Annotated in this window: 25 protein-coding genes and 2 tRNA genes; 22 read left to right on the forward strand and 5 right to left on the reverse strand. The window is 57.0% G+C overall.

Going from position 1 to position 26,583, the window contains the following annotated elements; all coding sequences use genetic code 11:
* Positions 1–6: 6 nt before the first annotated feature.
* The 3 genes from hda to ggt all read left to right on the forward strand — a co-directional run bounded on the left by hda (position 7) and on the right by ggt (position 4,724).
* Complete coding sequence (hda, locus tag EDC38_RS00270) at positions 7–717, forward strand: DnaA regulatory inactivator Hda (RefSeq protein WP_024459508.1); 711 nt, start codon at positions 7–9, stop codon at positions 715–717.
* A gap of 145 nt (positions 718–862) precedes the next feature.
* On the forward strand, positions 863–2,620 hold the full coding sequence (locus EDC38_RS00275; RefSeq protein ID WP_123636827.1) for a glycoside hydrolase family 9 protein: 1,758 nt from the start codon (positions 863–865) through the stop codon (positions 2,618–2,620).
* A 400-nt stretch (positions 2,621–3,020) separates the two neighbouring features.
* Entirely contained in the window at positions 3,021–4,724 is a 1,704-nt protein-coding gene (ggt, locus tag EDC38_RS00280; RefSeq protein ID WP_123636828.1) for a gamma-glutamyltransferase, read from the forward strand.
* Positions 4,725–4,733: 9 nt separating this feature from the next.
* Here ggt and EDC38_RS00285 read toward each other — a convergent pair whose 3' ends face one another.
* Entirely contained in the window at positions 4,734–5,693 is a 960-nt protein-coding gene (locus EDC38_RS00285) for a tRNA dihydrouridine synthase (protein ID WP_123636829.1), read from the reverse strand.
* Between the two features lie 305 nt (positions 5,694–5,998).
* On the opposite strand from EDC38_RS00285, the gene EDC38_RS00290 reads away from it, so the two are divergent.
* From EDC38_RS00290 to EDC38_RS00325, 8 genes are all read left to right on the forward strand, one after another.
* Positions 5,999–6,262, forward strand: a complete 264-nt coding sequence (locus tag EDC38_RS00290) for an OadG family protein (RefSeq protein ID WP_123636830.1) — start codon at positions 5,999–6,001, stop codon at positions 6,260–6,262.
* Between the two features lie 43 nt (positions 6,263–6,305).
* Positions 6,306–8,090, forward strand: coding sequence for a sodium-extruding oxaloacetate decarboxylase subunit alpha (oadA, locus tag EDC38_RS00295; RefSeq protein ID WP_123636831.1), 1,785 nt, complete (start codon positions 6,306–6,308; stop codon positions 8,088–8,090).
* Positions 8,091–8,140: 50 nt separating this feature from the next.
* Positions 8,141–9,448 (forward strand): sodium ion-translocating decarboxylase subunit beta, encoded by a 1,308-nt coding sequence (locus EDC38_RS00300; protein ID WP_123636832.1) that lies wholly within the window; start codon positions 8,141–8,143, stop codon positions 9,446–9,448.
* 311 nt (positions 9,449–9,759) lie between these two features.
* Positions 9,760–10,551, forward strand: a complete 792-nt coding sequence (locus EDC38_RS00305) for a PhoH family protein (protein ID WP_123636833.1) — start codon at positions 9,760–9,762, stop codon at positions 10,549–10,551.
* Between the two features lie 394 nt (positions 10,552–10,945).
* Entirely contained in the window at positions 10,946–11,338 is a 393-nt protein-coding gene (locus EDC38_RS00310; protein WP_123636834.1) for a hypothetical protein, read from the forward strand.
* Positions 11,339–11,877: 539 nt separating this feature from the next.
* The gene (locus tag EDC38_RS00315; RefSeq protein ID WP_170162822.1) at positions 11,878–12,207 is read left to right on the forward strand and encodes a DUF1493 family protein; all 330 of its coding nucleotides are present in this window, start codon (positions 11,878–11,880) and stop codon (positions 12,205–12,207) included.
* 1,016 nt (positions 12,208–13,223) lie between these two features.
* On the forward strand, positions 13,224–13,619 hold the full coding sequence (locus tag EDC38_RS00320; protein ID WP_123636836.1) for a hypothetical protein: 396 nt from the start codon (positions 13,224–13,226) through the stop codon (positions 13,617–13,619).
* A 537-nt stretch (positions 13,620–14,156) separates the two neighbouring features.
* On the forward strand, positions 14,157–14,438 hold the full coding sequence (locus tag EDC38_RS00325; RefSeq protein ID WP_211331022.1) for a hypothetical protein: 282 nt from the start codon (positions 14,157–14,159) through the stop codon (positions 14,436–14,438).
* A gap of 78 nt (positions 14,439–14,516) precedes the next feature.
* Here the strand turns inward: EDC38_RS00325 and vapC are convergent, their stop codons facing one another.
* A complete protein-coding gene (gene vapC / locus EDC38_RS00330) occupies positions 14,517–14,915 on the reverse strand; it encodes a type II toxin-antitoxin system VapC family toxin (RefSeq protein WP_123636838.1) in 399 nt (132 codons plus the stop codon).
* Positions 14,912–15,106: a type II toxin-antitoxin system VapB family antitoxin gene (locus EDC38_RS00335; protein ID WP_123636839.1), complete on the reverse strand. Its 195-nt coding sequence runs from the start codon at positions 15,104–15,106 to the stop codon at positions 14,912–14,914. Before EDC38_RS00335 ends, vapC begins: the two co-directional genes overlap by 4 nt.
* A 610-nt stretch (positions 15,107–15,716) precedes the next feature.
* On the opposite strand from EDC38_RS00335, the gene EDC38_RS00340 reads away from it, so the two are divergent.
* The 4 genes from EDC38_RS00340 (at position 15,717) to EDC38_RS00355 (ending at position 18,778) form a co-directional block, all read left to right on the forward strand.
* Positions 15,717–16,160: a hypothetical protein gene (locus tag EDC38_RS00340; protein ID WP_123636840.1), complete on the forward strand. Its 444-nt coding sequence runs from the start codon at positions 15,717–15,719 to the stop codon at positions 16,158–16,160.
* Positions 16,161–16,396: 236 nt separating this feature from the next.
* A complete protein-coding gene (locus tag EDC38_RS00345) occupies positions 16,397–16,726 on the forward strand; it encodes a hypothetical protein (RefSeq protein ID WP_123636841.1) in 330 nt (109 codons plus the stop codon).
* 11 nt (positions 16,727–16,737) lie between these two features.
* Positions 16,738–17,592 carry a DMT family transporter gene (locus tag EDC38_RS00350; RefSeq protein WP_123636842.1) on the forward strand — a complete coding sequence of 285 codons (855 nt, stop codon included), beginning with the start codon at positions 16,738–16,740 and terminating at the stop codon, positions 17,590–17,592.
* A gap of 76 nt (positions 17,593–17,668) precedes the next feature.
* Entirely contained in the window at positions 17,669–18,778 is a 1,110-nt protein-coding gene (locus EDC38_RS00355) for a helix-turn-helix transcriptional regulator (RefSeq protein WP_123636843.1), read from the forward strand.
* Positions 18,779–18,834: 56 nt separating this feature from the next.
* Here the strand turns inward: EDC38_RS00355 and EDC38_RS00360 are convergent, their stop codons facing one another.
* The gene (locus tag EDC38_RS00360) at positions 18,835–20,160 is read right to left on the reverse strand and encodes a glycoside hydrolase family 2 TIM barrel-domain containing protein (protein ID WP_123636844.1); all 1,326 of its coding nucleotides are present in this window, start codon (positions 20,158–20,160) and stop codon (positions 18,835–18,837) included.
* Between the two features lie 341 nt (positions 20,161–20,501).
* On the opposite strand from EDC38_RS00360, the gene EDC38_RS00365 reads away from it, so the two are divergent.
* Positions 20,502–21,686: a helix-turn-helix transcriptional regulator gene (locus EDC38_RS00365; protein ID WP_123636845.1), complete on the forward strand. Its 1,185-nt coding sequence runs from the start codon at positions 20,502–20,504 to the stop codon at positions 21,684–21,686.
* Between the two features lie 46 nt (positions 21,687–21,732).
* Here the strand turns inward: EDC38_RS00365 and EDC38_RS00370 are convergent, their stop codons facing one another.
* The gene (locus EDC38_RS00370; RefSeq protein ID WP_123636846.1) at positions 21,733–22,062 is read right to left on the reverse strand and encodes a hypothetical protein; all 330 of its coding nucleotides are present in this window, start codon (positions 22,060–22,062) and stop codon (positions 21,733–21,735) included.
* 147 nt (positions 22,063–22,209) lie between these two features.
* Between EDC38_RS00370 and queE the strand changes: the two genes are divergently transcribed.
* From queE to dapA, 6 genes are all read left to right on the forward strand, one after another.
* The gene (queE, locus tag EDC38_RS00375; protein WP_123636847.1) at positions 22,210–22,860 is read left to right on the forward strand and encodes a 7-carboxy-7-deazaguanine synthase QueE; all 651 of its coding nucleotides are present in this window, start codon (positions 22,210–22,212) and stop codon (positions 22,858–22,860) included.
* A 16-nt stretch (positions 22,861–22,876) separates the two neighbouring features.
* Positions 22,877–23,557, forward strand: coding sequence for a 7-cyano-7-deazaguanine synthase QueC (gene queC / locus EDC38_RS00380; protein ID WP_123636848.1), 681 nt, complete (start codon positions 22,877–22,879; stop codon positions 23,555–23,557).
* A 105-nt stretch (positions 23,558–23,662) separates the two neighbouring features.
* A tRNA-Lys gene (locus tag EDC38_RS00385) sits at positions 23,663–23,738 on the forward strand.
* A gap of 44 nt (positions 23,739–23,782) precedes the next feature.
* Positions 23,783–23,858 (forward strand) — tRNA-Lys (locus EDC38_RS00390).
* Positions 23,859–24,428: 570 nt separating this feature from the next.
* On the forward strand, positions 24,429–25,490 hold the full coding sequence (gene nadA, locus EDC38_RS00395; protein WP_123636849.1) for a quinolinate synthase NadA: 1,062 nt from the start codon (positions 24,429–24,431) through the stop codon (positions 25,488–25,490).
* 175 nt (positions 25,491–25,665) lie between these two features.
* A complete protein-coding gene (dapA, locus tag EDC38_RS00400) occupies positions 25,666–26,541 on the forward strand; it encodes a 4-hydroxy-tetrahydrodipicolinate synthase (protein WP_123636850.1) in 876 nt (291 codons plus the stop codon).
* The last annotated feature ends 42 nt before the right edge of the window (positions 26,542–26,583 follow it).

The following is a 26,583-nucleotide window of genomic DNA, read 5'->3' on the forward strand; positions in this document are numbered from 1 at the left end:
AAGGCCATGCCCACGCCTCAACAGCTTTCACTGAGCGTCAGTCTTAACGACGACGCCACCTTTGATAACTTCTACGCCCCGGAAGGGGCGACCAACGCCCGCACCCTGGCGTTGCTGAAAGCGCAGGCAGGCGGCCAGGGGGAGCCTTTCATCTATCTCTGGGGGCAGCCGGGCGTCGGGCTCACCCACCTGCTGCAGGCGGCGGGGCACGAAGCGCAAGACGCGGGCCTGAGCATTCAGTACCTCCCGCTACGGGAGCTGGTGGGTTTTGCGCCCCACGAATTGCTGGAAGGGCTGGAGTACCTGGATCTGGTCTGTCTCGACGGGCTGGAAGTGATTGCCGGCAAGCCCGACTGGGAAGAGGCCCTGTTTCATCTATTTAACCGCCTACGCGATGCCCAAAAGCATCTGCTGGTGGCCGCCGTGCAAGGGCCCCAGGAGCTCCCCGTGGCGCTGCCGGACCTGCGCTCGCGCCTGCAGTGGGGCGTTACCTGCCAGGTGCAGGCGTTGAGCGATGAAGACAAGCAGAACGCCCTCCGCCATCGGGCCCGGGCCCGGGGGCTGGAGCTGAGCGAGGACGTGGCTCACTATATTCTGCAGCGGGTGCCCCGGGACATGAACGAGCTGTTCTGTTACCTGCAGCGGCTGGATCATGCCTCGCTGGCCGAGCAGCGCAAACTGACCATCCCCTTCGTAAAGAAAGTGTTAAACCTCTGAGTCGATCCTGACGGGCGAAATGGAATAGGGTATTCTTATCGGGCTAACAGTCCTTGGAACCATAACAGGCTGAGCGGTCTGTCCGGGGCTGTGGCATCGGTCGATATCCAAAACCATAACCAATAAAAGCCCATGAGGTGTTTCCATGTCCCACACTGTCTATCGCATGCTGGCGCTATCGGCGCTGGTCAGTACCTTGATCGCCTGTCAGTCAGATCCCGCACAAACAGATACTCCAACTGAGCCGGACGCGTCGTCAGCCATTCAGGTCAATCAGCTTGGTTTTTATCCGCGCGCCGCGAAAGTGGCCACCGTACCGGCCGGAGCCGCGGCGGATTTTGCGCTGGTGAATACCGCCAACGGGCAGGTGGTTTACCAGAGTGAGCTGGGGGAGGCGAAAGTCTGGCCGGTCTCCGGCGAGACGGTTCAGCTGGCCGACTTCTCTGACGTTGAGGCGCCCGGCCGCTATGTGGTGCGGGTCGAAGGCCTGGCCGATTCGGCCCCGCTGGAAATCCGCGATGCGGTATACGGCGAGCTGAATGATGCCGTCATCAAAGCCTATTACTTTAACCGTGCCAGCACGGAGCTTCTCGCCGAGCACGCCGGAGACTATGCGCGCCCCATGGGCCACCCCGACGACAGTGTCGCCATTCACAGCTCGGCAGCCTCTGAAGCGCGCCCGGAAGGCACCGAGCTGAGCAGCCCCAAAGGCTGGTACGACGCGGGCGACTACAACAAGTACATCGTCAACTCGGGCATCAGCACCTATACCCTGTTGGCCGCCTATGAGCACTTCCCGGCGTTCTATCGCGATCGTGACCTGAATATCCCGGAAAGTGGCAACGCCGTCCCCGATCTGCTGGATGAGTCCATGTGGAACCTGAGCTGGATGCTCACCATGCAGGACCCGCACGACGGCGGTGTGTACCACAAGCTGACCACCCTGAACTTCTCTGGTGCAGTAATGCCTCACGAGGCCACCGAGCCCCGCTATATGGTTCAGAAAGGCACGGCGGCGGCGCTCAACTTTGCCGCCACCATGGTGGTGGCCAGCCGCGTATACGCCGACTACGAGGCCGAATACCCGGGCTTCTCCGAGCAGGCACTCTCGGCGGCGAAGGCCGCCTGGGATTGGGCCAAAGCCAATCCCGATGTCATCTATCGCAATCCGGAGGATGTGCGCACCGGCGAGTACGGCGATGATGAATTCTCGGACGAGTTTGTCTGGGCCGCGGTAGAGCTGGCCCTGACCACCGGTGATCAGCGTTACTGGGACGAGGTCGAATTGGCCGAGGCCGCCATTGAGGTGCCGAACTGGGCCGATGCCGTCGGTCAACCCTGGATGTCCATGGCACACCACCTGGAACAGGTTCCCGAGGCGCTGCAGGCGCAGGTGAAGGACAAGGTGGCCGGTTTGGCGCAGCACCTGCGCGATGAGTGGCGGGCATCGGCCTCCGGGGTTCCCATGCGCGCACAGGACTTCGTCTGGGGCAGCAACGGCGTGGCCATGAATATGGCGATGATGATGTTGACTGCCCACCAGTTGAGCGACAATCCCGAAAATCTGCAGGTGGCGCAGTCCCTGATGGATTATGTTCTGGGGCGCAATCCCACCGGCTATTCCTACGTGACCGGTTTTGGTACGCGCACGCCGCTACACATTCATCATCGTCCCTCCGAGGCCGATACTGTTGTTGCGCCGGTTCCGGGCTTCCTGGCCGGCGGCCCTCACAGCGGCCAGCAGGACGCCGGTGACTGTCCGGTTGCTTATCCGTCGGACAAGCCCGCCAAATCCTATCTGGATCACTGGTGCAGCTATGCGTCCAACGAAATCACCATCAACTGGAATGCACCGCTGGTCTATGTTTCCGGCGCATTGGAGGTATTGAGCGAGCGCCAGTAACGGCCTGTTGGGTGGCAGGCCCTGTGGGCTTTCCGTATAATGTCACCCAACAACGCATTCGAATAAAAACCCACCTTGATCCCCAGGCGATTATCACGCCCAGGGGGCGGTGGGTTTTTTTATGGCTGCGCGATTGACCGACAGACGTAACCGGAGATGTTTATGCGCCGTTTATTGCAGTTTTGCTGGGTTCAACACCGGGTCATTACCCGAGGCAAATTGATCGGTGGAATGAATATCGAAGGACGGCGCAGTGACAGCTTCTGGTTCTGACACAGTGACCGCTCCCTCACAACACAAACCCCGCACAACGCGGGGTTTGCTGTTTTTACGGGCCCACAATGCTAGTCTTCGCACTACTTTTATCACTCGTTGGATAACACAGGATTCAATTTTCACTATGTTTCAGCGCTCACTGAAAAAGGGCTTGTGGGTCAGTGCGGTACTGCTCACCAGCGCCTTGGCAGCCCTGGTCCGGGCCGATGATTATGCCGCGGTGACCCCCGACGGTCGCGGGGCCGTCGCCACCGTTCAGCCGAGAGCCACCGAGGCGGCCATGAAGGCCTACTCCGAGGGCGGCAACGCGATTGACGCCGCCGTGGCCGCCGCCTTGACTCTGGGGGTGGTGGACGGCCACAACTCCGGCATCGGTGGGGGAATTTTTGCCGTGGTGCACTGGGCCGACGGTCGGGTGGAGGCCATCGACGGCCGGGAAATGGCCCCGGGTAAAGCCCATCGCACTATGTATGTGCGCGATGGTGACTATCGGCCCGAGCTGAGCAAAAAAGGCCCGCTCGCGGTGGGGATTCCCGGCGCCGTGGCCGCTTACGATTACATGATGAAAAAAGGCGGTAAGGCCCGCTTTGCCACGCACCTGGAAGCGGCCGCGACCCTCGCCGACGAGGGTTTTGCCATCGATGGCATTTTTGCCCGCCGCCTGGCGCGTCACACGGAGGACCTTCTGGAGTACCCCGGCTCGGCCGCCATTTTCCTGACCTCCGAAGGTGAGCCCTGGCCGGTGGGGCACCGCATCCGCCAACCCGACCTGGCCCGCACCTATCGTGCGATTGCCAGCGAGGGCCCCGAGTACTTTTACGGCGGTGGCTTTGCCAAAGCCGTCGGCGACTGGATGGTCGAGCACGGTGGCATCGTGACTCGGGAGGACTTTGCGAACTACGAGCTGCTGCGCCGCAAGCCGGTGGTCAGCGACTATCGAGGTTTTCGGGTTTACGGCTTCCCACCGCCCAGCTCCGGCGGTGTGCATGTGGCTCAGATGCTCAATATTCTCGAAGGGTTTGATGTCGATGCGCTCTCCGAAGCGGACCGCTACCACCTGCTGGCGGAAGTCATGCGCCTGGCTTTTGCCGACCGCGCCTATTGGCTGGGCGACCCGGCGTTTGCGTCTGTGCCCAAAGGCCTGATCAGTGAACGCTATGCGGACAAACTGCGGGAGCGGCTGTCATTGAAATCGGTGGCCGAAGTAACTGGCCACAGCACGCCCCCCAAATCCCAGGAGGAGCTGTTCGGCAAACACACCACCCATATCGCCACGGCGGATCAGAATGGCAACTGGGTGGCCATTACCGCCACAGTGAATACCAACTTCGGCTCCAAGGTGGTGGTGCCGGGCACCGGGGTGATTCTGAACAACCAGATGGATGACTTCTCGGCCCAGCCCGGCGAACCCAATGCCTACGGCCTGTTGGGGGCGGAAGCCAACAGTATTGCCCCGGGTAAACGGCCGCTGTCCAGCATGAGCCCCACGGTGGTGACCCGCGATGGCAAGCCGGTACTGACACTGGGAGCGGCGGGTGGCCCCACCATTATTACCCAGGTGGTGCAGGCGCTGGTGAATCACATCGATCTGGGCATGCCGCTGGAGGATGCGCTGGTGATGGACCGCATCCACCACCAGTGGCGGCCCAATCAGTTGTTCGTGGAGAAAACCCTGATTACTCCGCTGCGCACCGCGCTGGAGGAAAAAGGGCATCAATTGCGTCGACTGGGCGATTATGGCTCCACCCAGGCCATTGGCCTGGATGAACAGGGGCGCTTTATCAGCGTGGCCGAGCCCCGTCTAGAGGAGCGCAACAAAGTCGAGTAAACCGCTGGCTCAGGCTGCCTGGCGAAAGGCGGCCTCAAAGCGCGCCGGCTCCCGCTCGCGTTTGATCTGCTCAAAAAACGTGGCTGCTTCCGGGTACTGGCGCTGCAAGTACATCAGCCACTGCTTGATACGATTGCCGCAGTACTTGGAGGCGTTTTTGGTGCCCCAGTGAGGTTGGCTCATCCGGTAATACCGGTGCAGCATCTGACAGACCTCGCGCCAGGGCATGGGGGTGTACTCTTCCCCCGCCACCTGCGCCTTGATGGCCCGCGCCAGGTCCGGCCGCGCCAGTAATCCCCGCCCGAGCATAAACCGGTCGCAGCCGGTCACCGCACGGCAGCGCTCAAAATCCTCCGGGCTCCAGATCTCCCCGTTGGCGATCACCGGCATCGCCACTGCCTCCCGAATGCGGGCAATGTAATCCCAATAGGCCGGCGGTCGGTAGCCGTCGCGCTTGGTGCGCGCGTGCACGGTCAGCTCGTTGGCGCCCGCCTCGTAAACCGCCAGGGCATTGTCGAGATAGCGGCTGGCATCGTCAAAACCGAGCCGGATTTTGGCGCTGACCGGCACGGCGTCGGGCAGCGCATTGCGCACTGCGGCCACAATGGCGTGCACTCGCTCCGGTTCGCGCAGCAGGCAGGCCCCGCCATCACTTTTGTTCACGGTTTTGGCCGGGCAACCGAAATTCAGATCAATGGCCGTAGCGCCGGCGGCCACCGCGCGCTGGGCATTGCGGGCCACCGGTTCTGGCTGCCCGCCCAATAGCTGAACCTTCACCGGGGTGCCGCTGGGGGTCAGGCAGTGTTGCTCGATCTCCGGGGCGTAGCGCAGGAACACCCGCCGGGGCAGGCTGCTGTCGGTCACCCGGATAAACTCGGTGACACAGCCATCCAGCCCGCCCAGCGCGCTGAGCAGGTCCCGAACCTGATAATCGACGACGCCCTCCATCGGGGCGAGAAACAATTGCATGACTGGGCCGAACTCCCGGTGTGGAAAAGGTGGCCATTTTAACGGCATCTGGTTGCCATTGCAGGCCCATTCCCGGCTCAATTGCAGCCAGAAGTTGTAAGTTTATGAAAGATAAGAGAAAATGGCCGGCCGTTTTGCGCTTGGCAAAAGCTCCTCGAGCCACTGCCAAGGGCAAAAAATGTGACGCAGTTGCCACATTTTGGGAATCAAGCTACATTGGCGCGCCTCGCTCCACCGGACTGAGGTGGCCCCGCGCGGATCCGTTCCGCTGTAGCCAATGACTTATCGTACACAGGGTGCCCGATATGAGTGACACACTGATGCAACAAGGCGTAGACCTGATGCTGTATGGCATGGGGTCCGTCGTGGTGTTTTTGACGCTGCTGGTGATTGCCATGGTACTTATGAGTGGCAGCATCAACCGTTGGTTCCCCGAGTCCAAAGCGCCTCTGGAGCCCCGCAGCCGCAAACCCTCCAGCGCCGCCCGCCCCGCCGCGGGCAAGGTCGATGACAAAACCCTGGCCGCAATCAAGGCCGCCATTGAGCAACATCGCGCCCGTCGCCGATAGCCGATGGTTCCGCGAACGCTAACTGTGAGAAAGGTACAACGCCATGAGCGATGCTAAAAAGCCGTTGGGCATTACGGAGCTGGTACTGCGGGATGCCCATCAGTCCCTGCTGGCCACCCGGATGCGCCTCGACGACATGCTGCCCATTGCCGAGAAACTGGATCAAGTGGGTTTCTGGTCTCTGGAAACCTGGGGTGGAGCGACATTCGACGCCTGTATCCGCTACCTGGGCGAAGACCCCTGGGAGCGCATTCGCGAGCTCAAAAAGGCCATGCCCAAAACCCGCATGCAGATGTTGCTGCGCGGGCAGAACATTCTCGGCTATCGCCACTACGCCGATGACGTAGTGGACAAGTTTGTCGAGCGCGCTGCCACCAATGGCGTGGACGTGTTCCGCGTGTTCGATGCCATGAACGACATGCGCAACATCGAAACCGCCATGAAAGCGGTCAAGAAACAGGGCAAGCACGCTCAGGGCACCATCTCCTACACCATCAGCCCGGTACACGACATCGAGTTGTGGGTGGATCTGGCCAAGCGCATTGAAGACATGGGCGCTGACTCCATTGCCATCAAAGACATGGCCGGCCTGCTCAAGCCCTATGTGGGGTACGAGCTGGTGACCCGCCTGAAAGAAAGCTGTTCCATCCCGATTCACATGCAGAGCCACGCCACCACCGGCCTGGCCCACGCCACCAACCTCAAGTGCGTGGAAGCGGGCATCGACAATATCGATACCGCCATTTCCTCCATGTCCATGACCTACGGTCACAGCCCCACCGAGACCATGGTGTCCATCCTGGAAGGCACCGATCGGGATACCGGACTGGACCTGGAGCTGCTCGAAGAAATTGCCTCCTACTTCCGCGAGGTGCGCCGCAAATACGCCAAGTTCGAAGGCTCCCTCAAGGGCGTCGACTCGCGCATCCTGATTGCTCAGGTGCCCGGCGGCATGCTGACCAACATGGAAAATCAGCTGCGTGAGCAGAACGCGGAAGACAAGTTCGACGCGGTGCTGGAAGAAATTCCCCGCGTGCGCAAGGACCTCGGCTACATCCCGCTGGTGACTCCGACTTCACAGATTGTCGGCACCCAGGCGGTGATGAACGTGCTCACCGGTGAGCGCTACAAAACCATCACCAAAGAAACCGAAGGTGTGCTCAAGGGCGAGTACGGCGCTACGCCAGCGGACGTCAATAAAGAGCTGCAACAGCGTGTCCTGGATGGTGGCGAGCCGATTACCGGACGTCCCGCCGATCGGCTGGAGCCGGAAATGGACCGCCTGGCCAAAGAGCTGGAAGAAGTGGCCAAAGAGAAAGGCATCAGCCTCACCGAGGGCGAAGGTCGCATCGACGATGTGCTCACTTATGCCCTGTTCCCACAGGTTGGTCTGAAATTCCTGGAGAACCGTGGCAACCCCGACGCCTTTGAGCCGGCACCGACCGGTAAAGAGGGCAGCGCGGTGACCACCGACAGTGGTGAAGAGGTGTACACCGTCGACGTGGAAGGCCAGAAGTACACCGTTACCGTCAGCGACGGTGGCGATGTGACCGGTCTGGCCCCGGTGGGCGGCAGCGCCTCCAGCGGTGGCGCAGAAGCCGCACCCGCTGGAGACGGCGAGCCGGTTCCCGCCCCGCTGGGCGGCAACATCGTGAAAATCGTGGTCAAGCCCGGTGATCAGGTGGAAGAGGGCGATACCCTGCTGATTCTGGAAGCCATGAAAATGGAATCCGAAGTGGCCGCGCCCCGTGCCGGCACCGTGACCAGCGTGCATGTGCAGGCCGGGGACGCGGTGACATCCGGCGATCCGCTTCTGGATCTGGCGTAATCGCGAACCGCCTGGACCACTACTTCCAGCAACACTGTTGAGAACGTTTTATGCAGAACTTTATTCGATTGTGGCAGGAATCGGGCATTTACCAGATGGAGTGGGGCACCTTCACCATGATTCTGGTGGGGCTCTTGCTGCTGTTCCTGGCCATCCGCAAAGGATTTGAGCCGCTGCTGCTGGTGCCGATCGGCTTTGGCTGCATCATGGCCAACATCCCCGGTGCGGGGCTCGCCATGTCCGCGACCCAGCAGGCCATTGATGTGGGCGGCGTAAAAGTGCTCGCGGATCTGGCCGAAGTCTTCGGCGTCGCCGCCAGCACCACGGCGGACGAACTGCTGGCGCTGTACAAAACCGCCTCGGCTTCCGAGCTGGCGGCCGCGCACAAAGTGGCCCTGGACTACGGCTACACCAACGGCATGATCTACCGCTTCTATGAAGTGGCGATCGGCTCCGGTGTTGCGCCGCTGGTCATCTTTATGGGCGTGGGCGCCATGACCGATTTCGGTCCGCTGCTCGCCAACCCGAAAACCCTGTTCCTCGGCGCCGCCGCCCAGTTCGGTATTTTTGCGACCGTGATGGGCGCGGTGGGTCTGTCGGTCACCGGCCTGATGGACTTCTCCATCGCCGATGCCGCCGCCATCGGGATCATCGGTGGTGCGGACGGCCCGACCGCCATTTACGTGTCCAGCATCCTGGCGCCAGACCTCCTGGGTGCCATTGCCGTTGCGGCCTACTCCTACATGGCGCTGGTGCCCCTGATCCAGCCGCCGATCATGCGCGCGCTGACCACCGAGTCCGAGCGGAAGATCAAAATGGAGCAGCTGCGTCCGGTCAGCCGTCTGGAGAAGATTGCCTTCCCGGTGATTCTGCTGATTCTTGTGGCGCTGTTCCTGCCCTCTGCCGCACCGCTGCTGGGCATGTTCTGCTTCGGTAACCTGATGCGCGAATGTGGTGTGGTGGAGCGTCTGAGCGATACCGCCCAGAATGCCCTGATCAACATCACCACCATTTTCCTGGGCCTGGCCGTGGGCTCCAAGCTGGCCGCCTCCGCCTTCCTGGATACCAAAACGCTGGGCATCCTGCTGCTGGGTATCGTCGCCTTCGCCATCGGTACTGCGATGGGCGTACTGGTGGCCAAGTTCATGAACCTGTTTGTGCGTCACAAGATCAACCCGCTGATCGGTTCCGCTGGCGTGTCCGCCGTGCCCATGGCCGCGCGGGTATCCAACAAGGTAGGGCTGGAAGCCAACCCCCAGAACTACCTGCTGATGCACGCCATGGGGCCGAACGTTGCCGGGGTGATCGGTTCCGCCGTCGCCGCAGGCGTTATGATCTCCATCGTGTCATCCATGTAAAACCCTTTTGCCGGGCGCTCGATGCGCCCGGCAAAATCCCCCCTCCCGCTTTGCCTTTTCCGGTTTGCTGCATCAAAAGCATTGACCCCCCAATAAAAACCACCTACTATTTTTGGTAAGCGCTGATTCATCAGTGCGTTTGTCACCCACCTGCCAAGAGGAGGAGCCTGCCAACAGAACATGTCGGGGCGCCTCTGTCACCCCGAAAATCGCGTTACCTTTTGAGTCTTACAGGGCCGGGCCCTTGGCCATCCGTAGCGTTGCCAGCCCGAGTTGTCCCTGATCACCTGGAACCTGATGGGGAATTATCCATGGCGAAACGATCTCACGCGAAGCGCAAAAGACATCAGAACCACGCCGCTGAAGAGCGGTTCCACCAAGACGACCGCGGCCGACACCGGGCACCCCCCAACGGCAACATCGTCGAAATCAATGCCTCCCGACAACTGCAGACCGCTTACGCTCCACCCCGCGCCAACAAACCCCTCACCGCCTACACCACCGCCCAGCAAGACTACATCGACGCAATCCAGCGCTACCATTTAACATTTGGTATTGGCCCCGCGGGTACGGGCAAGAGCTACTGCGCCGGTGCCATCGCTGCCGAAGCGCTGGAGTCCGGACGAATTGAGCGGATCATCCTCACACGGCCCGCCGTGGAAGCAGGGGAACAACTGGGCTTCCTGCCCGGCGCCCTGGATGAAAAGTTCTCGGTCTACATCGACGCGTTTCGTGAAATTCTCGCCGAACGACTCGGCGCCGGCACCGTAGACTACTGCCTGCGCCACGGTCGAATCGTCGCCGCGCCCCTGGCATTTATGCGCGGTAAAACCTTCAACAACCGAACCTTCGTCATTCTTGATGAAGCCCAAAACACTTCACCCGCACAGATGAAAATGTTCCTGACCCGCATTGGCGAAGGCTGCAAAGTGGTCATCAACGGGGATATCGAACAAAGCGATATTCGCGGACACAACGGCCTGGCAGATGCCGTGAACCGGCTCGGCGATCTACCCAATGTGTATATCCATCAATTCGAACGCGCCGATATTGTGCGCAGCGGGCTGGTTCGGGATATTATGGATCGCTACGAGCTCACCTGATCCCCATCATCTTCCGGCGCCCTCGGGCGTCGGATTTTCTGGTAGCCCGCCTCCTTAGACTCACGCAATATCCCCAGATTGTCTGCCGATCAAAAATTGATCGATTTATACAGTATATTGGCAAACCTTCTAAAAAGTGGCGTTCGCCACGTCCTTACAGTGCACGCTTTCTCACCGGCGAAAATAAAAAAATAAATTAAATCAATGAGTTGCTGACATTAAGTCGGTAGATAACAGACGACACCGAAGACAAAACCGAGCCGGCACGCTTTCCGTCTGGCCGATCTGTGCTAAAGTTTCAGACAATCTACTAATATCAATGAGTTAGCGGCTTTGACGGGAAAAGTGCTGGGTGGGAAAGCGTGCTGGCTCATTATACAAATGTTAACTGTCTATGAGAATTACCAGCGATTTCGATAAGTTAAGTTTTCACGATGCTGGCATAGCCAAGATCGTCAGAGAGGATGGCTGTATTCTGATAAGTATCGAGGGGGCTTTCATTAGTAGCGACCATCCGCAAGCAGGCGAGAAAGACTGGGTAGTGGAGTCCGGAACACTGAAGCTTCTTGGCGTAATTAGCGAAGAGGCAAAGTACTGGGATGATACAAAGGCGGCTCGAGAACATCCGCAGCCAGAAATGCCGCTAGATGAAATCATGCACGCATCGCTTGAAAACGATGTTTTCCACTTCGACGGTTTTAGAGGTTCCGTACCCTGGTTTGAGTGGTTTGTTACTGCTCAGGGGTTCGCACTAGAGGTCATCGCAGCCAATGAGAAGAACAGTTAACAAGCACAGGCTGTCGGACGTCAAAACCTTCGCTCCTCCGTCGCTACGGTTTTGCCGCCGCAGCTGTGTGCGTTATGAGTAGAGAGCGCATAGAGAGGAGGTTGGCGTTGTGAAATGCCCAAAGTGCGGAGAGGAATTTGGATATCTTCACCTTGAAGAGAGAGTGAAGGAGGGAAACCACTACTTGTTTTATTGTCCTCACTGTTCGTGCCACTTGAGTAATGCATCAATTTCGCAAAGTAGTCGGAAGCAGATGGTGCTTTTCGTCAGCGCTGGTGTAGTGCTTTTGGCAATAGTGGCAGGAATAGACCTGTTGAACATAGGTGGAGAACTTGGACTCATAGTTACATGGGGCGGAGTATCAATTTCGGTTTTATTGCTGTTAATTGGCTGCTTGGAAGTAAAGCGGTTCTCATCGCTCTGCTATGACAGGGCTAGCAGTTGATCCAGCTCATAACAAACCAAGGCAGCGGGACATATTTTGCTTCGCTGCGCTCAAAACGCAAAATATATCCCTGCTTGGGGACGTTACATGCCTTATGGAATCTGAGATTATTGCGTTTGTATCCGAATTTACTGGCGTAAAAGCGGAGAAAATATCACCCGACACGTTGATCAATTTTGATCTCGGTGTCGACGGAGATGATGGGGCTGAGCTACTTGAGGAGTTCTCAGCTCGGTTTGGTGTGGACCTTAGTCCAATATCTGAAACCTATTTTGGTCCAGAGGGAATTTCGGTAGGATTTCTATTTCTTTGGCCGTACTATTTATACCGGCGAATCAAAGGCTACAAGCCTAAAGGTATCGCTCCGCTGTCGGTAGGGCATCTCGTAAGATCAGCGGAATCTGAAAAATGGGCCAGCATGTAACAAACGGCATCAGTCGGACTGCCTGCATTATGCAGTTTTGTGTTACTCGCTGGCGCTCAAACATTAACACAAAACTGCTCCGTTACGGCTTCCGCTGTGCCGGGCGTTAGTGGGGCAGGATTATGAGTGAACTCAGTAATAGAACCAAGAAGATAGTCCACTATTTATACAAGTCTCGCGAGGCTCTTGAGGTATGCGACATGCTGGAGACTGAATGCGGTACAGAAGCATTGTCTTGTAGTAGTTGGTCCCCAGAGCAGATGGAGAGAATACATTTTGCTGTGTTAAAGCTAGCAAATGGGAGCTCTATGGATCTAGACTCTGCAATACAGTTGGCACAGCTAGATTGGCGGGACCTCATCATGTCGGCTGGTTTTGGCAAGGACACCAGGGTACATGAAATATGGGCTAAAGAAAATGTCCACTAACCAGCCATTAAGTTCGCGCACTTCGTGCGCCGGACCTCGTTTCACTCGGCCGATTATGGCGGGGAAGATCAGTTCTGGTAGAACTATGAGTTCAATTTATCTAATTCTAATTGTTCTTCTCTCAGTTAATATCAGTGCCTCTCCATTTGGATTGGATAGATCGGATCTTATTGGAGAGTGGGTTCCCACTGGAAAAATGAGAGATAAATCTACTCAGCAAAAATATCGACTCATAGTGAATTCGGATTTTAGTTCCGTATATGAACACCTTAGTGACAATAGTCTGAGAGCTGCGGTATTAAACTGTGAGTTGAAACCAAATACAGATCAGAAATTGGTCTTCATCTTCTACTGCAGCCATGAAGGTACGCATCTATATACATTGACTTTATCTGGATGGAGAACATCTAGCGGCTATGTAGAGTTGTTCGGTTTTGAATATTGGCATACTTTTGGTGAGTCTGATCATATCATGAATGGGTTGCCTTTGAGTTTTAAGAGGGCAGGAACATAACAATCCAAGGCAGTGGAGATATTTTGCTTCGCTGCTCTCAAAACGCAAAATATGCCCTTGCTTGGGGCGTTCTCATGACGGAAAAGATAGCCATTTTTTACCTCATCGTGTTCATTGTATTGATGAGCTTAAGGCGCATGAAGCCGAATATAGTCACTTTTTTAGCATTCAGTTGGTTCGGACCATTTCCAGAGGAGGGAGAGCTGTTGTCAAGCTTTAAGGTAAGAAGAATAAGGTATGCTTTTAGTTGGGTAACTCAGTTTGTTGCGTATTTCGCCTTTTTGGCTCTTATTGGAATCTATTTCAACGGCTATTTCAGCGAAACGTTTTTTCTCGTGGCAAGTTTCGCAGGTACAATCGGGTTAGGAATGGCGGTTCTAGCCTGCGTTGGATTTTCTATATCTTGGCTAAAAACTGTTACCTTTGGCCCAGATCCCAAATGTGAGCACGGAGAAGAGCATGAGGTATAAAATTTACAACGCCAAGCACGGTGACAGGTTTTCCGTTGCGGCTTTGCTCTCACTGAAAAGCTGCGTTTGTTGGTGGATTTAGGTTTACAGAATGGGTACCGAAATTCTAATTCTAATTGTAATCCCCGGCCTCGCTGCATTAATCTGGCTTGTTCAAAAAATTCTGTTTGGTGTGCGGATCGATGCCGTAGTATGTTTGTCCGCTCTTATTGCGGGCTTAGGTTTGGGGGTTCGAGGTATGGTCAACTCCTACAGGCCGGATTTCCCCGAAAACTGGAATACGTCATTCCTGATGGGGTGGTTTCTTATGAGCGCTTCGTTTTGGCTTATTGTTTTGGCCTCTGCCGGGGCAATAGTTTTATATTTGGTTAGGAAACTCTATCCCCGAAATCGAGCCGAGAGAAAAGGTGCTCACGAAACCTAACCAGCCATTAAATACGCTCCCTTCGGTCGCTGGGCCTTTCACTCGGCCGTTTATGGCGGGCATTATGAGTATCTAGCATGAGTCAGCTAACTCGGGGAAATGAGCGCCGGCTCATGTACATTGAGAACAAAGAAGGTGACATAGACGGCCACAAAGCTCGTATTGGCTGGGTTACTTTCTCGAAAACGGGGCGTACCATTTACTATCGAGGGCGTTCGCTTGCTCGTGCCAAAGGAGGCGGTGTCTTGGGTAACTACTTTTGCGAAGATTCCGGAGACGAATATTGGGTTTCAGGGGTTAAGAAAAGAGGCTCGAACGCACACTGGGCTGAGTCTGTATCAGTTTTTGTAGATGAGAATGCTGCAGAAGAATATGAGAAGCAAAAGAACTCGTAATCAAGCGCATCACTACGCAGCCTTCGGCTGCCGGATGCTCTGAACTTGCACCACTAAAAGACGCGCATGCTGGCAGCGTCATGTGTATGCCGCGTTGCGCAATCCCAGGTGCTCTACGAAGGGTAGGAAATCCTTATCTGAGAACAGTAGAGGAAGGTTATGCTCAATACAGTGCGAAGCAATGATAACGTCGGCGGTCTTCCGTATAGTTATACCTTTCTTGCGCAACTTTCGGAAGTTATCCGCGCTCTTTATAGCTATTTTTTTACCAAGAAGCTCAAATACGGTGAGTTCTTCCAGCAGGCTCTTGGCAACTTTATAGTCCTTCTCCTGCCGAAACCCTTGAAGTACCTCCGTGAGGATCAGATCACCAATAGCAACTGCGCGATTGCCCAAGGTGCGGTCGAGAAAATCGGCTTCTTCGGAGTCGTTGCCAATGAAGTAGTCGATCCAGACGCTGGAATCCACAAGGATCACGACGAGCGCCTCATATCGTCTAGGTCCCCCGACCATTCTAGCTTGCCTCTGAAGCGCTTGATTCCCTCTTGTTTTTTAAGTCTAATCAAGGTTTTAAGCCCTTGCTCCACAGCTTCTTTCTTGGTTTTTAGGCCCGTGGCTTTAAGTGCATCGCTCATCAGTTTGTCGTCAATTTCAATATTCGTCCGCATGGCATAGACCTCGGAGATGTGTATAATTGAAAGTATATATACACATAGAAATCACGTCAACCGGGGCAGGTTTTCCGCTGACGCTCCAAGCCAGCCCGTTACGCTTGGCGCTATAAAAGTTGGAATATACGATGAAGGTAATAACGCCCCTGCTTGGTGCATTAAACCCTTATGAAAACATTACTGCTAAACAACGACGAAGGAGAACTTACCGGATTCGAACTTTCGAATTCGTTCCTATCCTCAAGCAGTATCGCACGGTGCGTTCGTCGAATCAGGGGGTGTGATGTTGTTAGTTCGCGCCGATGGTTTTCAGCTGATGAAGTTCACGTTCGGTTTTTATTCGCTAACAAGCGTTTTATCGTCTGGGAGCCCTTTGGAGATAATAGCCGGCTTTGGATTGGCCCGGAAGACGGAGAGGTGGTTCCTCCAGAAGTCATCGAGGATTTGCGCCTTAAATTCGAGGGCACAAGCATTCTGAGGATTCTACGTTGAGCCAAGTCGCCTTTAATCAGGTCGTCACGGGGACAGCTGTTCCGTTGAGACTTTGCCTTCAGTCCAAAGCTAATCTTGTTGGCGGATTTGACTTTTTGACTGTTATTTTAAAAATATGAATTCTAAGATTGCCTTCTATGCTCTTTTGCTAAGTGTCGTCTGCTCAGGGCTTGGCGCCTGGTGGGGAATATCGCAAGGTGTGAAGCACGGTGTTGCACTTGATGCGGTTGCGTTTTCAGCGATAAGTACCGCTCAAATAAAGAAGCTGGAGTCTGGTGACCCTGAAGATATTGAGGAGGTGGTGTCTTTGCTGGAATTATATATAGATCACGGCCTTGACCAATTCGCATGGTATGGTGAGCACGGTAACCCATACGTTAGCGAACTGATTTTTTCAGATTATGAAGCCTCTATGATTAGAGGCGTCCGGCATGCAGCAAAATATAGAGCTGGAAATCCAGAGAAGGATGTTTCGGAAATGCTGTCGGACCGTCTTAGGAGTGAATATGATGAGGCGTACATTAAGAGGAAGTCGGTTGTAGAGGTCATGGGAAAATGAAGTCAATGAGGCAAAGCACTAGACTACCGAAAGCCGTGGCAGAACGCTTGGAGTCTGCACTTTACGGGTACGAGTATTGGCTAGGCTCTTCCGGGCCAGGTGAAATACACGGAGGGCTTCCGGTAAGCCTTGAGCTTGAAAGTCCATGATCAGTAGCCGAAGTTGGCAGCCTTTGGCTGCTGGGAACCGAAACCTTTCGCCGCTCTGATGCGGATTAAAAAACTATGGAGTGTCGTATGTCAGAATCTGACATTGTTCGATTAAAAAGCAGAGTTCAGCCGATATTCGACACCGTCCTGGAGTGTCACTACACAGGTGAATTCAACGCTATTTCAAAAATTTTTCCGTCACTATCGAGCGAAGTTTTTGATGAGGCGGTAGGTGTCCTGAAACCGATGGGTAAGCCAGCTCGGGTGGAGTTTTTGGGCGCTATAAACAAAGTCAATGAAATCAAGCTTCTTTGGAAAGTTTCTTACCACAGCTCTGATGAAGAGTTGCTGTGGGAGTTGCTGATAGATGGCCGTAGTGATGAGCTTAAGTTTGTGGGCTTGGGGTTTGATAAGTAGGGTGGCGCTATATGCCCAACACTCGACTTTTCTTCATCTCCCTGCTCGCCATGGTGGCCTTCGCCGGCAATTCTCTGCTCTGCCGGGTTGCGCTGGCCGCTGGCGAGATTGATGCGGCCAGTTTCACGACCATTCGCCTTGTATCGGGTGCAGCCATCCTTGCTGCCCTGGTGAGCTATCGGCGTAAGCCGCGTACCGTTGGGGGAAGTTGGCTGTCGGGGTTTGCGCTGTTTGCCTATGCGGCGGGCTTTTCATTTGCCTACCTTGATCTGTCCGCCGCCACGGGCGCGTTGGTGTTGTTCGGTGCGGTTCAGGCGACCATGATTGGTGTCGGGGTGTGGTCTGGCGAGCGCCTTAATGGCCGTCAGATCCTCGGTGTCCTGGCGGCGGTGGCTGGTCTGGCGGCACTGTTGCTGCCGGGGGTGGAAGCGCCGCCGCTGTCTGGGGCGCTATTGATGCTCGGGGCTGGTGTTGCCTGGGGTGTGTATTCCCTGCGCGGGCGCGGCCTCGGTGATCCCACCCATGAAACGGCGGGAAACTTCATTCGTGCGGTGCCGATGGCCGTGGTATTGAGTGTGTTGTTTTACTCAAGCGCGGAGATCGCGCCCGTTGGGGTGCTTTACGCGGTGGCGTCGGGCGCGTTGGCCTCCGGCCTGGGGTATGCGATCTGGTATATGGCGCTGCCCCATCTAAGGGCCACGACGGCGGCCACGATCCAGTTGAGTGTGCCGGCCCTGGCGGCGGTCGGCGGCGTGATCGTTTTATCGGAGCCGGTGACGGTGAGGTTGGCCGTGTGTTCTGTCGCCATCCTGGGAGGGGTGGGGCTGTTTATTGCCAGCAAGCGTGGCACAGTTGGTAGCCAATGATCGACGAAAAAAAGGTAAAATGAGCGTTTGTCAGGATTAAGTTCAATAATAAAAATGTGATTTCAAGGTAAATAACATGGCAGTGATGCTGCAAAATGAGCCTGAACTGTTGCAGGCGCTTTATCATTCTCTTACTGACCGGGAAGGTTTTCACGCTTTTCTCGAAAAACTGACTCGCGCCATTGGCGGTTGTGCGGCGCAGTTGCTGGTGATTCAGCGTCAGCCGTTGCGTATGGAACACCTTTGGTACCACGGTCTGACCCGGGAGTTTCTGGACTGGTATCTTGAAAACAACATGATTGCCCAGGATGTGGTGACCAATCAGGCGGTCAAGCAGTCCCCGGGCGTGTTTCAGTCCGCTTTGCCCCTGTTGCCGGACTTCCGACCCGACCAGGATTATTCCAGGTGGGAAAATGATCAGGATATGCTCGATTCGGCCTGGCTGGTGGTCGACACTACCCCTACCCATAGTTTTGTGCTGACCATTCAGCGAACCGTGGCCCAAGGGCCTTATCAGCAGTCTGAGCTCGACTCACTCGATCGGTTGGTGCCGCATATCCGGCAGGCGGTTCAGTTGTATCGGCAACTGGAAGCACGCACTCAGGATGATGCCACTCTGGCCGCGGTGATTGACGTTCTTCCGGATGCCACCTTTTTGCTGGATAGCCTGGCGACAGTGTTGCACTCCAATAAAGCGGCCAAAGACCTGATAGACCGCGAGCGGTGCCTGGTGGTGCGCGACCAACGCTTTAACTTTGCCGAACAGGATGTACACCGAGCCTTCTTCCGGGCGTCGGCGATGGTCGTCCGATCCAGCATGGGCAAGGAAGACTATTGTAGTGAGACGCTGTTTCTCAAACGGGCGGGGCGAAGCCCTTTGATTTTTGTGATACGTCCCATTGAGAGTGGCGAGCTATTGGCCGGTGGGGCTCTGGTAACGGTCTATGAGCCGGATAGCCGGCCTCTTCCCCGCGCGGTACACATCGCCAGCTACTTTGATCTGAGCAGTGCGGAGGCTCAGGTTTGCGAGAGGTTGGTGGCGGGGCGTGAAGTGCAGGCAATAGCCGATGAGCTTGGGCGCAGTGTTGAAACCGTGCGCTCCCATCTCAAGCATATTTTCCAGAAAACGGGTTGTTCGCGACAGGGAGAGCTGATCAGTCGGGTGCTGGCGGCGCTGTTAAGGTAGGCAGGTATCCGGCCCGAGGTCCGGATACCTGCCTATTGACCCTTCTGTAACGTCTGTTACTCGTGGTCTTCGGCGCTACCGACAAAGAAGGGCACGTTGGCGGCTGCAGCCCGGTTGTGCTCTGTGGTCACATAGGCGAACAGGCGGTAGGGGCCAGTTGCTTCCGGAGCGGTGAAGCGCATGGTGCCGTTGCCCCGGTCTTCCACGATCAGGCCCGGAACGCTCTCCGGCCGGTTCTCCCGGTCGCCGCCGGATTTGATGTCGGTGCTCTCCGGCAGGAACTCCCAACGGATGTTGAAAGGCTCGTTGTCCGGATGCGTCACGCTCAGGGTGACCTCGTAGGTTTCGCCCGGCTGAAGATAAATGCTGTCATAGGCGGTCTGATCGTCGATCCGGAAGGATTGGATGCTTGGCGCGCGGTGTTCGGGCCATTCGCCGCTCCACAGGTGGTGCATGGTATCGACCACTTCGGTGGCGTGGCCGGATTCCAGGAACAGGCCGTACCAGGTGGGTGTGGTTTCCTGTTTTTGCCCCCACAGGAAGGCGTAGGAACCCAGCCCTTTTTCCTCGTCGGCGAGGATGGCGGATTCATAGCGCTGTCGGTAGGCGGCGGCTTTTTCGGTGCTGGTCTGCTCGATGGGGACACCCCAGGCGGTGTTGGCAATTTCCCAGTGCCCGGTGGGGCCCCATTCGGTGACGGCGTAGGCGCCCGGCCAGCCGACGTCCCGCACCTTCTGGGGTAGAGTGTCCAGTTCGCCGTAGGTGTTGATGCTCAGGTAATCAATGCTGGGCACCCGCTCCTGGATCAGGTCGGACTTTTCCTGATCAATGCCGGCGGTCACGGTGGTGATCAGGTGGTGCGGGTCAAGCTCCCGAATCATCCGGGCGATGTCTTCCACCGCGTACCAGACGTTGGTGTCGGTGTAGAACAGGTCCAGCTCGTTGCCGATGCCCCAGGTGAGCAGGGCGGGGTGGTCTTTGTAGCGCAGTACCTGCTCCCGGATTTGCGCTTTCTGTACTTTTACCGCCTCTTCGTCACTGTAATCAAAGCCGTGGCGCTCTTTGCCCATGCGCAGCCCCAGCATGACCGTCAGGCCGTGGGCCTGGGCTTGGTCGAGAATGCGTTCGGCGTTATCGGTGTCCCAGGTGCGCACCGAGTTGGCGCCCGCCTCGGCCAGTTGCTCCAGGCGACTGGTGCCGCCCGCGCCTCTGATGAAGTAGGGTTCGCCTTCCCGATAAATCGAGTAGTGGCCATTGTCGTCCTGTTTGAGGGTCGCCGGAACGGCCTGGGTGTCGGTGGATGGCTGCTCGGCCGTGTCGGTTGGACCGCAGGCGCTTAACGCCAAAAGGCCGCTTAGCAGCAGAAGCATTTTTGTATTCATTCGGTATCTCTCTTGTTATGGCATGACCGGATCGGTTTCCGTCGGGCAATTGTTATGGCAGATGGTCAGAGTGACAAGAGATGGGCGTAAAGTGGGACCTGAAAACCGCAAGGTGGGAAGTGGGACGCGAGGGTTTAGGCATTTCCCGCAGATATGGTGCGACTGCTGGCACTCAGCTTTCTTTTTTAAGACGATTTGGTTATATTTTGGTTATTCCCTCATTGGAAAATAAAGCCCAGATTTGGGTTCAATAATAATCTCGCCAGTTTTTGCGTGCCCGGAAGTTATCGCAACAGGCGGTCCCTGGTGCCCGGTGTCATGCCGGTTAAGGAGCCTTTTCCTTGAACGATCACTTCTCTCCCGCAAACCCTCAGACTGATCAGCAGGCCAGCTTGCCCTTTCCTGCCTTGAAAGGCGAGGAGCTCCATGCTTATAACGAGCTGGTCAGCACGCTCTATCGCAGCCTGCACAATAACGCCGGTTTTCAGCATTTTTTTGATGCTTTCCAGAAGCATTTCAAGGCGCTGCAAGGTGGCATTCTGGGTGTCACTGCCAACCCGCAACGCATCGTGTACGGCTGGACCTTTGGTTACCCGGATGGGTTTGAGGAGTGGTACATCAACAGTGACCTGCCCGAGCGGGATGAAGCGCTGACGCGCTATGTTCAGTTGCCGCCACGCCAGTTCGATTCATTTTTAAGGGGCGATGTCAGCCGTACCATCCTTGATATTCTGGGGCCGGAAAGCCGAGCCTGGGCCGAATCGGTAGGCATGGGTGATAGCACGGGTATGTTGGTGACCCGGGAAGATGGCGTCAATGTGGTGTTCATGGCCAACCGCCATCAAGACCACGGTCCCTACACCGACAGTGAGCTGTTGCAAATGAATCTGTTGGCACCGCACATCGAAAATGCCGTTGCCCTTCACTTGAAACTGTATCAATCCAGCAGCGATAACGAGAACCTGGCCATGGCGCTCAACCATGTGCATAAGCCTCTGATGGTATTCAATGCCTTGGGTAATGTGGCCGAAGCCAACAACGCCGCCAGAGCCTTGCTGGACAGCACAGGTAATCTGTTTGTTGGTGAGGACCGGCGGCTGCATAGTCGTGACAGACGCATGACCCGTAAGCTGCATGACGCCATAACCACATGTATTGTGCTCTCCCATAAAGGCGTTCTGGAGTCGCAGACTCTGTTTATCCAAAACGGCCAAGCGCGTGTGTCCGTCTGTCTGACACCTCTGGTCACCGAACACCCGGAAAACAATGGTGTGCTGGCAGAGCTGTTCAGTTTCGACACCACTCTGTCCCCCGACCTCGACAAGTTACAGTCTCTGTTTCAATGTTCACCGGCAGAGGCTGCGGTCGCCGGCGGTTTGATGAGGGGGCTCAGCACTAACGATATTGCCGAGGAGCGACATATATCCATTCATACCGCCCGCCAGCATATCAAGAGTCTGCTGGCCAAGAATGGCTATCGAAAGCAGACTGAGCTGGTCTCAATGTTGGTGCGGGCGCTCGGCTGATTCGACTGTCTTTCAGCCTTGTTTTGGGGGCGTGTAGCGGTAGTGGCTACTCTTCGACCCATTCCCAGCGAACCGGCTGCCCGAAATCATCCAGAATCATTTTCTTCCGGGGGCGCTTGGGTTTGGGGCGCTTGGGCGCGGGGATCGGGTGCTTGCGGGATTCCACCCGGGCGACCACTTCGGTCATGGGGGTCCGTCCGGCGAGGGGGTTTTCGCTGGCGCGGGGCGTGAACAGGGGGGTAAGAGGCCCCTTGGGGTCGATGCGACCACTCAGGCCGCGGGGTACTTCCTTCACCTTGCCGCCGGAGCGCAAATACTCTTCCAGCTGTTGGTCGAGCTCGGCGCGGATTTCACGTTTGGTCTTGGTGGGTTTCATAACACTCGCGGCAGGAAAATCGGGCCAATCAACAAGAATACCAGCCTGCCGCCGGGGCGGCAAACCCGGCGGGCTCGCATCTGCTGCGGCCTTTGGGTAAACTGCCCGCTGTTAAAGCCCCCGTCAGCGCCACCGGCCCGGAAGTTCATGACCGACGACAGTCTCCGTATTACCGAAATCTTTTACTCCCTGCAGGGCGAGGCCCGGACCTTGGGGCGCCCGACGGTGTTTGTGCGCCTGACCGGTTGCCCCCTGCGCTGTCATTACTGCGATTCCGAGTACGCCTTTCACGGCGGCGAGCGTATGACGCTGGCGAGTATCCTGGAGCAGGTGGCCGGCTATCAGCCCCAATACATCTGCGTGACCGGCGGCGAACCTCTGGCCCAGCCGAACTGCCTGCCGCTGCTCACACAGCTGTGTGATGCCGGTTACTCGGTATCCCTGGAAACCAGTGGCGCCATGCCCCTGGATGAGGCGGACACGCGGGTCAGTCGGGTGATGGATCTGAAAACGCCGGACTCCGGGGAGCTCGACAAAAACCGCTGGGAGAACATCCCCCTGCTGCAGCCCCACGACCAGGTGAAGTTCGTGCTGTGCAGCCGGGGCGATTATGAATGGGCCAAGTTCAAGTTGGATGAGTACCGCCTGGCCGAGCGGGTCGATGATGTCCTGTTCTCCCCGAGCTTCGGGCAGCTCGAACCGCGCCAGTTGGCCGACTGGATTGTCGAGGACAACCTGCCGGTGCGCTTCCAGATCCAGATTCACAAGCTGCTCTGGGGCGACGCCCCGGGGTACTGATTGAGGAGCAGCCATCATGGCGAACCCGAAAGCGGTCATTCTGGTCTCTGGTGGCCTCGACTCCACCACGGCTCTGGCCATCGCCCGCAGCGAGGGCTACGACTGTTACACCATCAGCTTCGACTATGGCCAGCGTCACCGGGCCGAGTTGCACGCGGCTGAGCTCACGGCGCGAGCCGGGGGCGCGATTGAGCATAAAGTCGTGAAACTGGACCTGCAGAGCATCGGTGGCTCCGCGCTGACCGATGACTCCATCGCAGTACCGGAAACGGAGGGCGAGGGCATCCCGGTCACCTACGTGCCGGCACGCAATACCATCTTCCTGTCCATTGCGCTCGGCTGGGCCGAGGTGCTGGGCGCCAATGACATTTTTATTGGCGTCAATGCGGTGGATTATTCGGGTTACCCGGACTGCCGGCCGGAGTATGTGGCGGCCTACGAAGCCATGGCGAACCTGGCTACCAAGTCCGGCGTAGAAGGGCAGAAGTTGCATATCCGGGCGCCGTTGATGCGCTGGTCAAAGGGCGAGATCATCCGCCAGGGCCAGTCGTTGGGCGTGGATTACGCGCTGACGGTGTCCTGTTATCAGGCCAACGAGGCCGGCGAAGCCTGCGGCCGCTGCGACAGTTGCCGGTTGCGGCGCGCCGGATTTGAAGAGGCCGGGGTTCCGGATCCGACCCGCTACCGGGCAGGCTAAGCCGGGAGGCCGGGTTAAGCTGTTGGTTTGTTTGGCGTTTTTTTGCCTTTTTCTTTCAAAAGCGCTTGTTTTTTTTGTCTGAATCTTTATCATACGCGCCTCTTTGGGTCGTTAGCTCAGTTGGTAGAGCAGTTGGCTTTTAACCAATTGGTCGCTGGTTCGAATCCAGCACGACCCACCATCTTCGAAAATCCGGATGCCACCAGGCATCACCTCGCCAGTTTTGGGTCGTTAGCTCAGTTGGTAGAGCAGTTGGCTTTTAACCAATTGGTCGCTGGTTCGAATCCAGCACGACCCACCATTTTCGCCCCGTGAATTAACACACAGCTTTTGCGAGCTTGTTACTCCGAATCTGAGTGCTGCGGGTGTGTATACCATTGTGAGACACGCCGTAAACCCATGACGTGAAGGGATTCACTAATGCCGTGGTGGCATGGATGCCATAGAGCGGCCCATGGGGGCTCATCACCCGCCGTCCAGGCGGGTGACGGTCTCACAATGGTATACACACCCTCCGCTGCGACGAGCGTAACGTTGCTTGGAGATAGCGCGTTTCGTATTTATGGACTTTAGATGCCAGGCACAAGGTTGCTATTCCCATGGAGGCCCGGGGAGGGGTAGACCGTTTGTAGACTCTCGGAGACATGGATGTCGACGAGAAGCCCCCATGGATGGGTTCACGGCGGGTCTACAAACGGTCTACCCCTCCCCGGGCCGGACTCGGATATATACGTGTCAGCCACCAACTGTCACTCAATAAAAGGAATGTAGGGCGGGGGAGGGTGTCAAAAGAAGTAGCTTTGGGGCACTTTTCATCCCTGTGGTATTATGTCGCCCCAACCCGCTACAGGGGTACATGTGAGGTGATTCTATGACCGCGGACAATGTAATCGTGACCGAAACCGCCCGGAAAACCCCGGAAGAACTGGTTCGGGAACACCTGGACCGCGCCTGGAGTGCCCCCCGGTATACCCCCGAACAAGAAGCAGAATACCGCGAGCGTATTAAAGCGTTGTTACAGAAACACAACGCCGTGCTGGTGGCCCACTACTACACCGACCCCATGATCCAGGCGCTCGCCGAAGAGACCGGGGGCTGCGTGGCCGACTCTCTGGAAATGGCCCGGTTCGGTAAAGAACATCCCGCCCAGACCCTGATTGTGGCCGGGGTGAAGTTCATGGGTGAGACCGCCAAAATTCTCACCCCGGAAAAGCGTGTGCTCATGCCCACGCTGGAAGCCACCTGCTCCCTGGATCTCGGCTGTCCCGCCGATCAGTTTTCCGAATTCTGTGATCAACACCCGGATCGCACCGTGGTGGTGTACGCCAATACCTCCGCGGCGGTAAAAGCCCGAGCTGATTGGGTGGTGACCTCCAGCATCGCGAAGGATGTGGTCGACTATCTCGATCAGAAGGGCGAGAAGATTCTCTGGGCGCCGGACAAGCATCTGGGCGATTACGTGCAGCGCGAGACCGGGGCCGATGTGTTGCTCTGGGACGGTGCCTGCATTGTGCATGAGGAGTTCAAGGCCCGTGGCCTGGAAGACCTCAAGGCGCTCTATCCCGAGGCGGCGGTGCTGGTGCACCCGGAGTCGCCGGAGCCGGTGGTGGCGCTGGCCGATGTGGTGGGCTCCACCTCGCAGCTGATCAAGGCTGCCCAGGAACTGCCCAATCAGGAGTTCATCGTGGCGACGGACCAGGGCATTTTTTACAAGATGCAGCAGCTGTGTCCGGACAAGACGTTTCATGTGGCGCCCACTGCCGGCAGCGGCGCGACCTGTCGCAGTTGTGCGAACTGCCCCTGGATGGCGATGAACGTGCTGGAAAACCTGGCGAGTGTCTTCGAACAGGACGATAACGAGATTCATGTGGACCCGGAATTGGCCCGCAAGGCCATGATTCCGCTCCAGCGGATGCTCGATTTCCGCAAATAAACCCCGGAAAGGGCCTGAATCCGGGCGCGCCGCTTGTGTCGTGGAGCGCCCCTCAGTACCATTGCGCCTTTGTGTTTCCCGCCCATGCCACGGTCACCGGCGCGCCGTGCGAACCCTCGGCAGGCGATGAAGTCAGAACCTACACGTTATAGTCAAGCTATTGGAGCTCCCGCGCATGATACAAGGCAGCATGGTCGCCCTGGTCACTCCCATGACCCCCGACAATTCCCTGGACTGGCCCGCCCTGCGCAAATTGGTGGACTGGCATCTGGAGCAGGGCACCAATGCGCTGGTGGCGGTAGGTACCACCGGTGAGTCGGCCACGCTGGATATCGACGAGCACCTGGCGGTCATCAAGGCGGTGGTGGAGCAGGTGGCTGGGCGGATTCCGGTCATTGCCGGCACCGGCGCCAACTCCCTGACCGAAGCGCTGGAGCTGACCCACGGCGCAAAAGCTGCCGGGGCCGATGCCTGCCTGCTGGTGACTCCCTACTACAACAAGCCGACCCAGGAAGGCCTGTACCTGTTCCATAAAACCATCGCCGAGGCGGTGGATATTCCCCAGTACCTCTACAATGTGCCCGGCCGCACCGGCGTGGACATGTTGCCGGAGACGGTGTTGCGACTGGCCGCGATCTCCAATATCAAAGGCATCAAGGAAGCCACGGGCGATATGGTGCGGGCGAAAACCCTGATTGAGCAGTCGCCGGAGGACTTCATCATCATCTCCGGGGACGATGCGACGGCCGTGGAATTGATGATTTTGGGTGGCAAAGGGGATATTTCCGTTACGGCGAATGTCGTACCCCAGGCCATTGCGGAACTCTGCGCGCTGGCGATTGAAGGTCGGGCGGAGGAAGCCCGGGCACTGAACGAACGGCTGATGCCACTGCACCAGGCCATGTTCCTGGAGGCCAACCCGATTCCGGTGAAGTGGGCGTTGATGCAGATGGGGCGGATTCAGTCCGGCATCCGTCTGCCCATGACGCCACTGTCCGAGCGGTTCCATGAGCAGGTGACCGAGGCGCTCCGGGAGGCGGGCCTGGTCTGAGTGGTTGCCAGAAATAGATAACAGAGGTTCGCACAACTCACT

This window comes from Marinimicrobium koreense (genome assembly GCF_003762925.1).
GTDB lineage: Bacteria > Pseudomonadota > Gammaproteobacteria > Pseudomonadales > Cellvibrionaceae > Marinimicrobium > Marinimicrobium koreense.

Excerpts from the sequence above, each read along its gene's own strand:
- hda (WP_024459508.1), top strand. The coding sequence starts at position 7 with ATGCCCACGCCTCAACAGCTTTCACTGAGCGTCAGTCTTAACGACGAC.
- EDC38_RS00335 (WP_123636839.1), bottom strand. The coding sequence starts at position 15,106 with ATGCGGACGAATATTGAAATTGACGACAAACTGATGAGCGATGCACTT.
- queC (WP_123636848.1), top strand. The coding sequence starts at position 22,877 with ATGGCGAACCCGAAAGCGGTCATTCTGGTCTCTGGTGGCCTCGACTCC.
- EDC38_RS00340 (WP_123636840.1), top strand. The coding sequence starts at position 15,717 with ATGAATTCTAAGATTGCCTTCTATGCTCTTTTGCTAAGTGTCGTCTGC.
- EDC38_RS00370 (WP_123636846.1), bottom strand. The coding sequence starts at position 22,062 with ATGAAACCCACCAAGACCAAACGTGAAATCCGCGCCGAGCTCGACCAA.
- EDC38_RS00305 (WP_123636833.1), top strand. The coding sequence starts at position 9,760 with ATGGCGAAACGATCTCACGCGAAGCGCAAAAGACATCAGAACCACGCC.
- ggt (WP_123636828.1), top strand. The coding sequence starts at position 3,021 with ATGTTTCAGCGCTCACTGAAAAAGGGCTTGTGGGTCAGTGCGGTACTG.
- EDC38_RS00360 (WP_123636844.1), bottom strand. The coding sequence starts at position 20,160 with ATGAATACAAAAATGCTTCTGCTGCTAAGCGGCCTTTTGGCGTTAAGC.
- EDC38_RS00285 (WP_123636829.1), bottom strand. The coding sequence starts at position 5,693 with ATGCAATTGTTTCTCGCCCCGATGGAGGGCGTCGTCGATTATCAGGTT.
- EDC38_RS00350 (WP_123636842.1), top strand. The coding sequence starts at position 16,738 with ATGCCCAACACTCGACTTTTCTTCATCTCCCTGCTCGCCATGGTGGCC.
- EDC38_RS00310 (WP_123636834.1), top strand. The coding sequence starts at position 10,946 with ATGAGAATTACCAGCGATTTCGATAAGTTAAGTTTTCACGATGCTGGC.
- EDC38_RS00290 (WP_123636830.1), top strand. The coding sequence starts at position 5,999 with ATGAGTGACACACTGATGCAACAAGGCGTAGACCTGATGCTGTATGGC.
- EDC38_RS00275 (WP_123636827.1), top strand. The coding sequence starts at position 863 with ATGTCCCACACTGTCTATCGCATGCTGGCGCTATCGGCGCTGGTCAGT.
- EDC38_RS00320 (WP_123636836.1), top strand. The coding sequence starts at position 13,224 with ATGACGGAAAAGATAGCCATTTTTTACCTCATCGTGTTCATTGTATTG.
- EDC38_RS00325 (WP_211331022.1), top strand. The coding sequence starts at position 14,157 with ATGTACATTGAGAACAAAGAAGGTGACATAGACGGCCACAAAGCTCGT.
- EDC38_RS00355 (WP_123636843.1), top strand. The coding sequence starts at position 17,669 with ATGGCAGTGATGCTGCAAAATGAGCCTGAACTGTTGCAGGCGCTTTAT.
- EDC38_RS00300 (WP_123636832.1), top strand. The coding sequence starts at position 8,141 with ATGCAGAACTTTATTCGATTGTGGCAGGAATCGGGCATTTACCAGATG.
- EDC38_RS00345 (WP_123636841.1), top strand. The coding sequence starts at position 16,397 with ATGTCAGAATCTGACATTGTTCGATTAAAAAGCAGAGTTCAGCCGATA.
- queE (WP_123636847.1), top strand. The coding sequence starts at position 22,210 with ATGACCGACGACAGTCTCCGTATTACCGAAATCTTTTACTCCCTGCAG.
- oadA (WP_123636831.1), top strand. The coding sequence starts at position 6,306 with ATGAGCGATGCTAAAAAGCCGTTGGGCATTACGGAGCTGGTACTGCGG.
- EDC38_RS00315 (WP_170162822.1), top strand. The coding sequence starts at position 11,878 with ATGGAATCTGAGATTATTGCGTTTGTATCCGAATTTACTGGCGTAAAA.
- dapA (WP_123636850.1), top strand. The coding sequence starts at position 25,666 with ATGATACAAGGCAGCATGGTCGCCCTGGTCACTCCCATGACCCCCGAC.
- nadA (WP_123636849.1), top strand. The coding sequence starts at position 24,429 with ATGACCGCGGACAATGTAATCGTGACCGAAACCGCCCGGAAAACCCCG.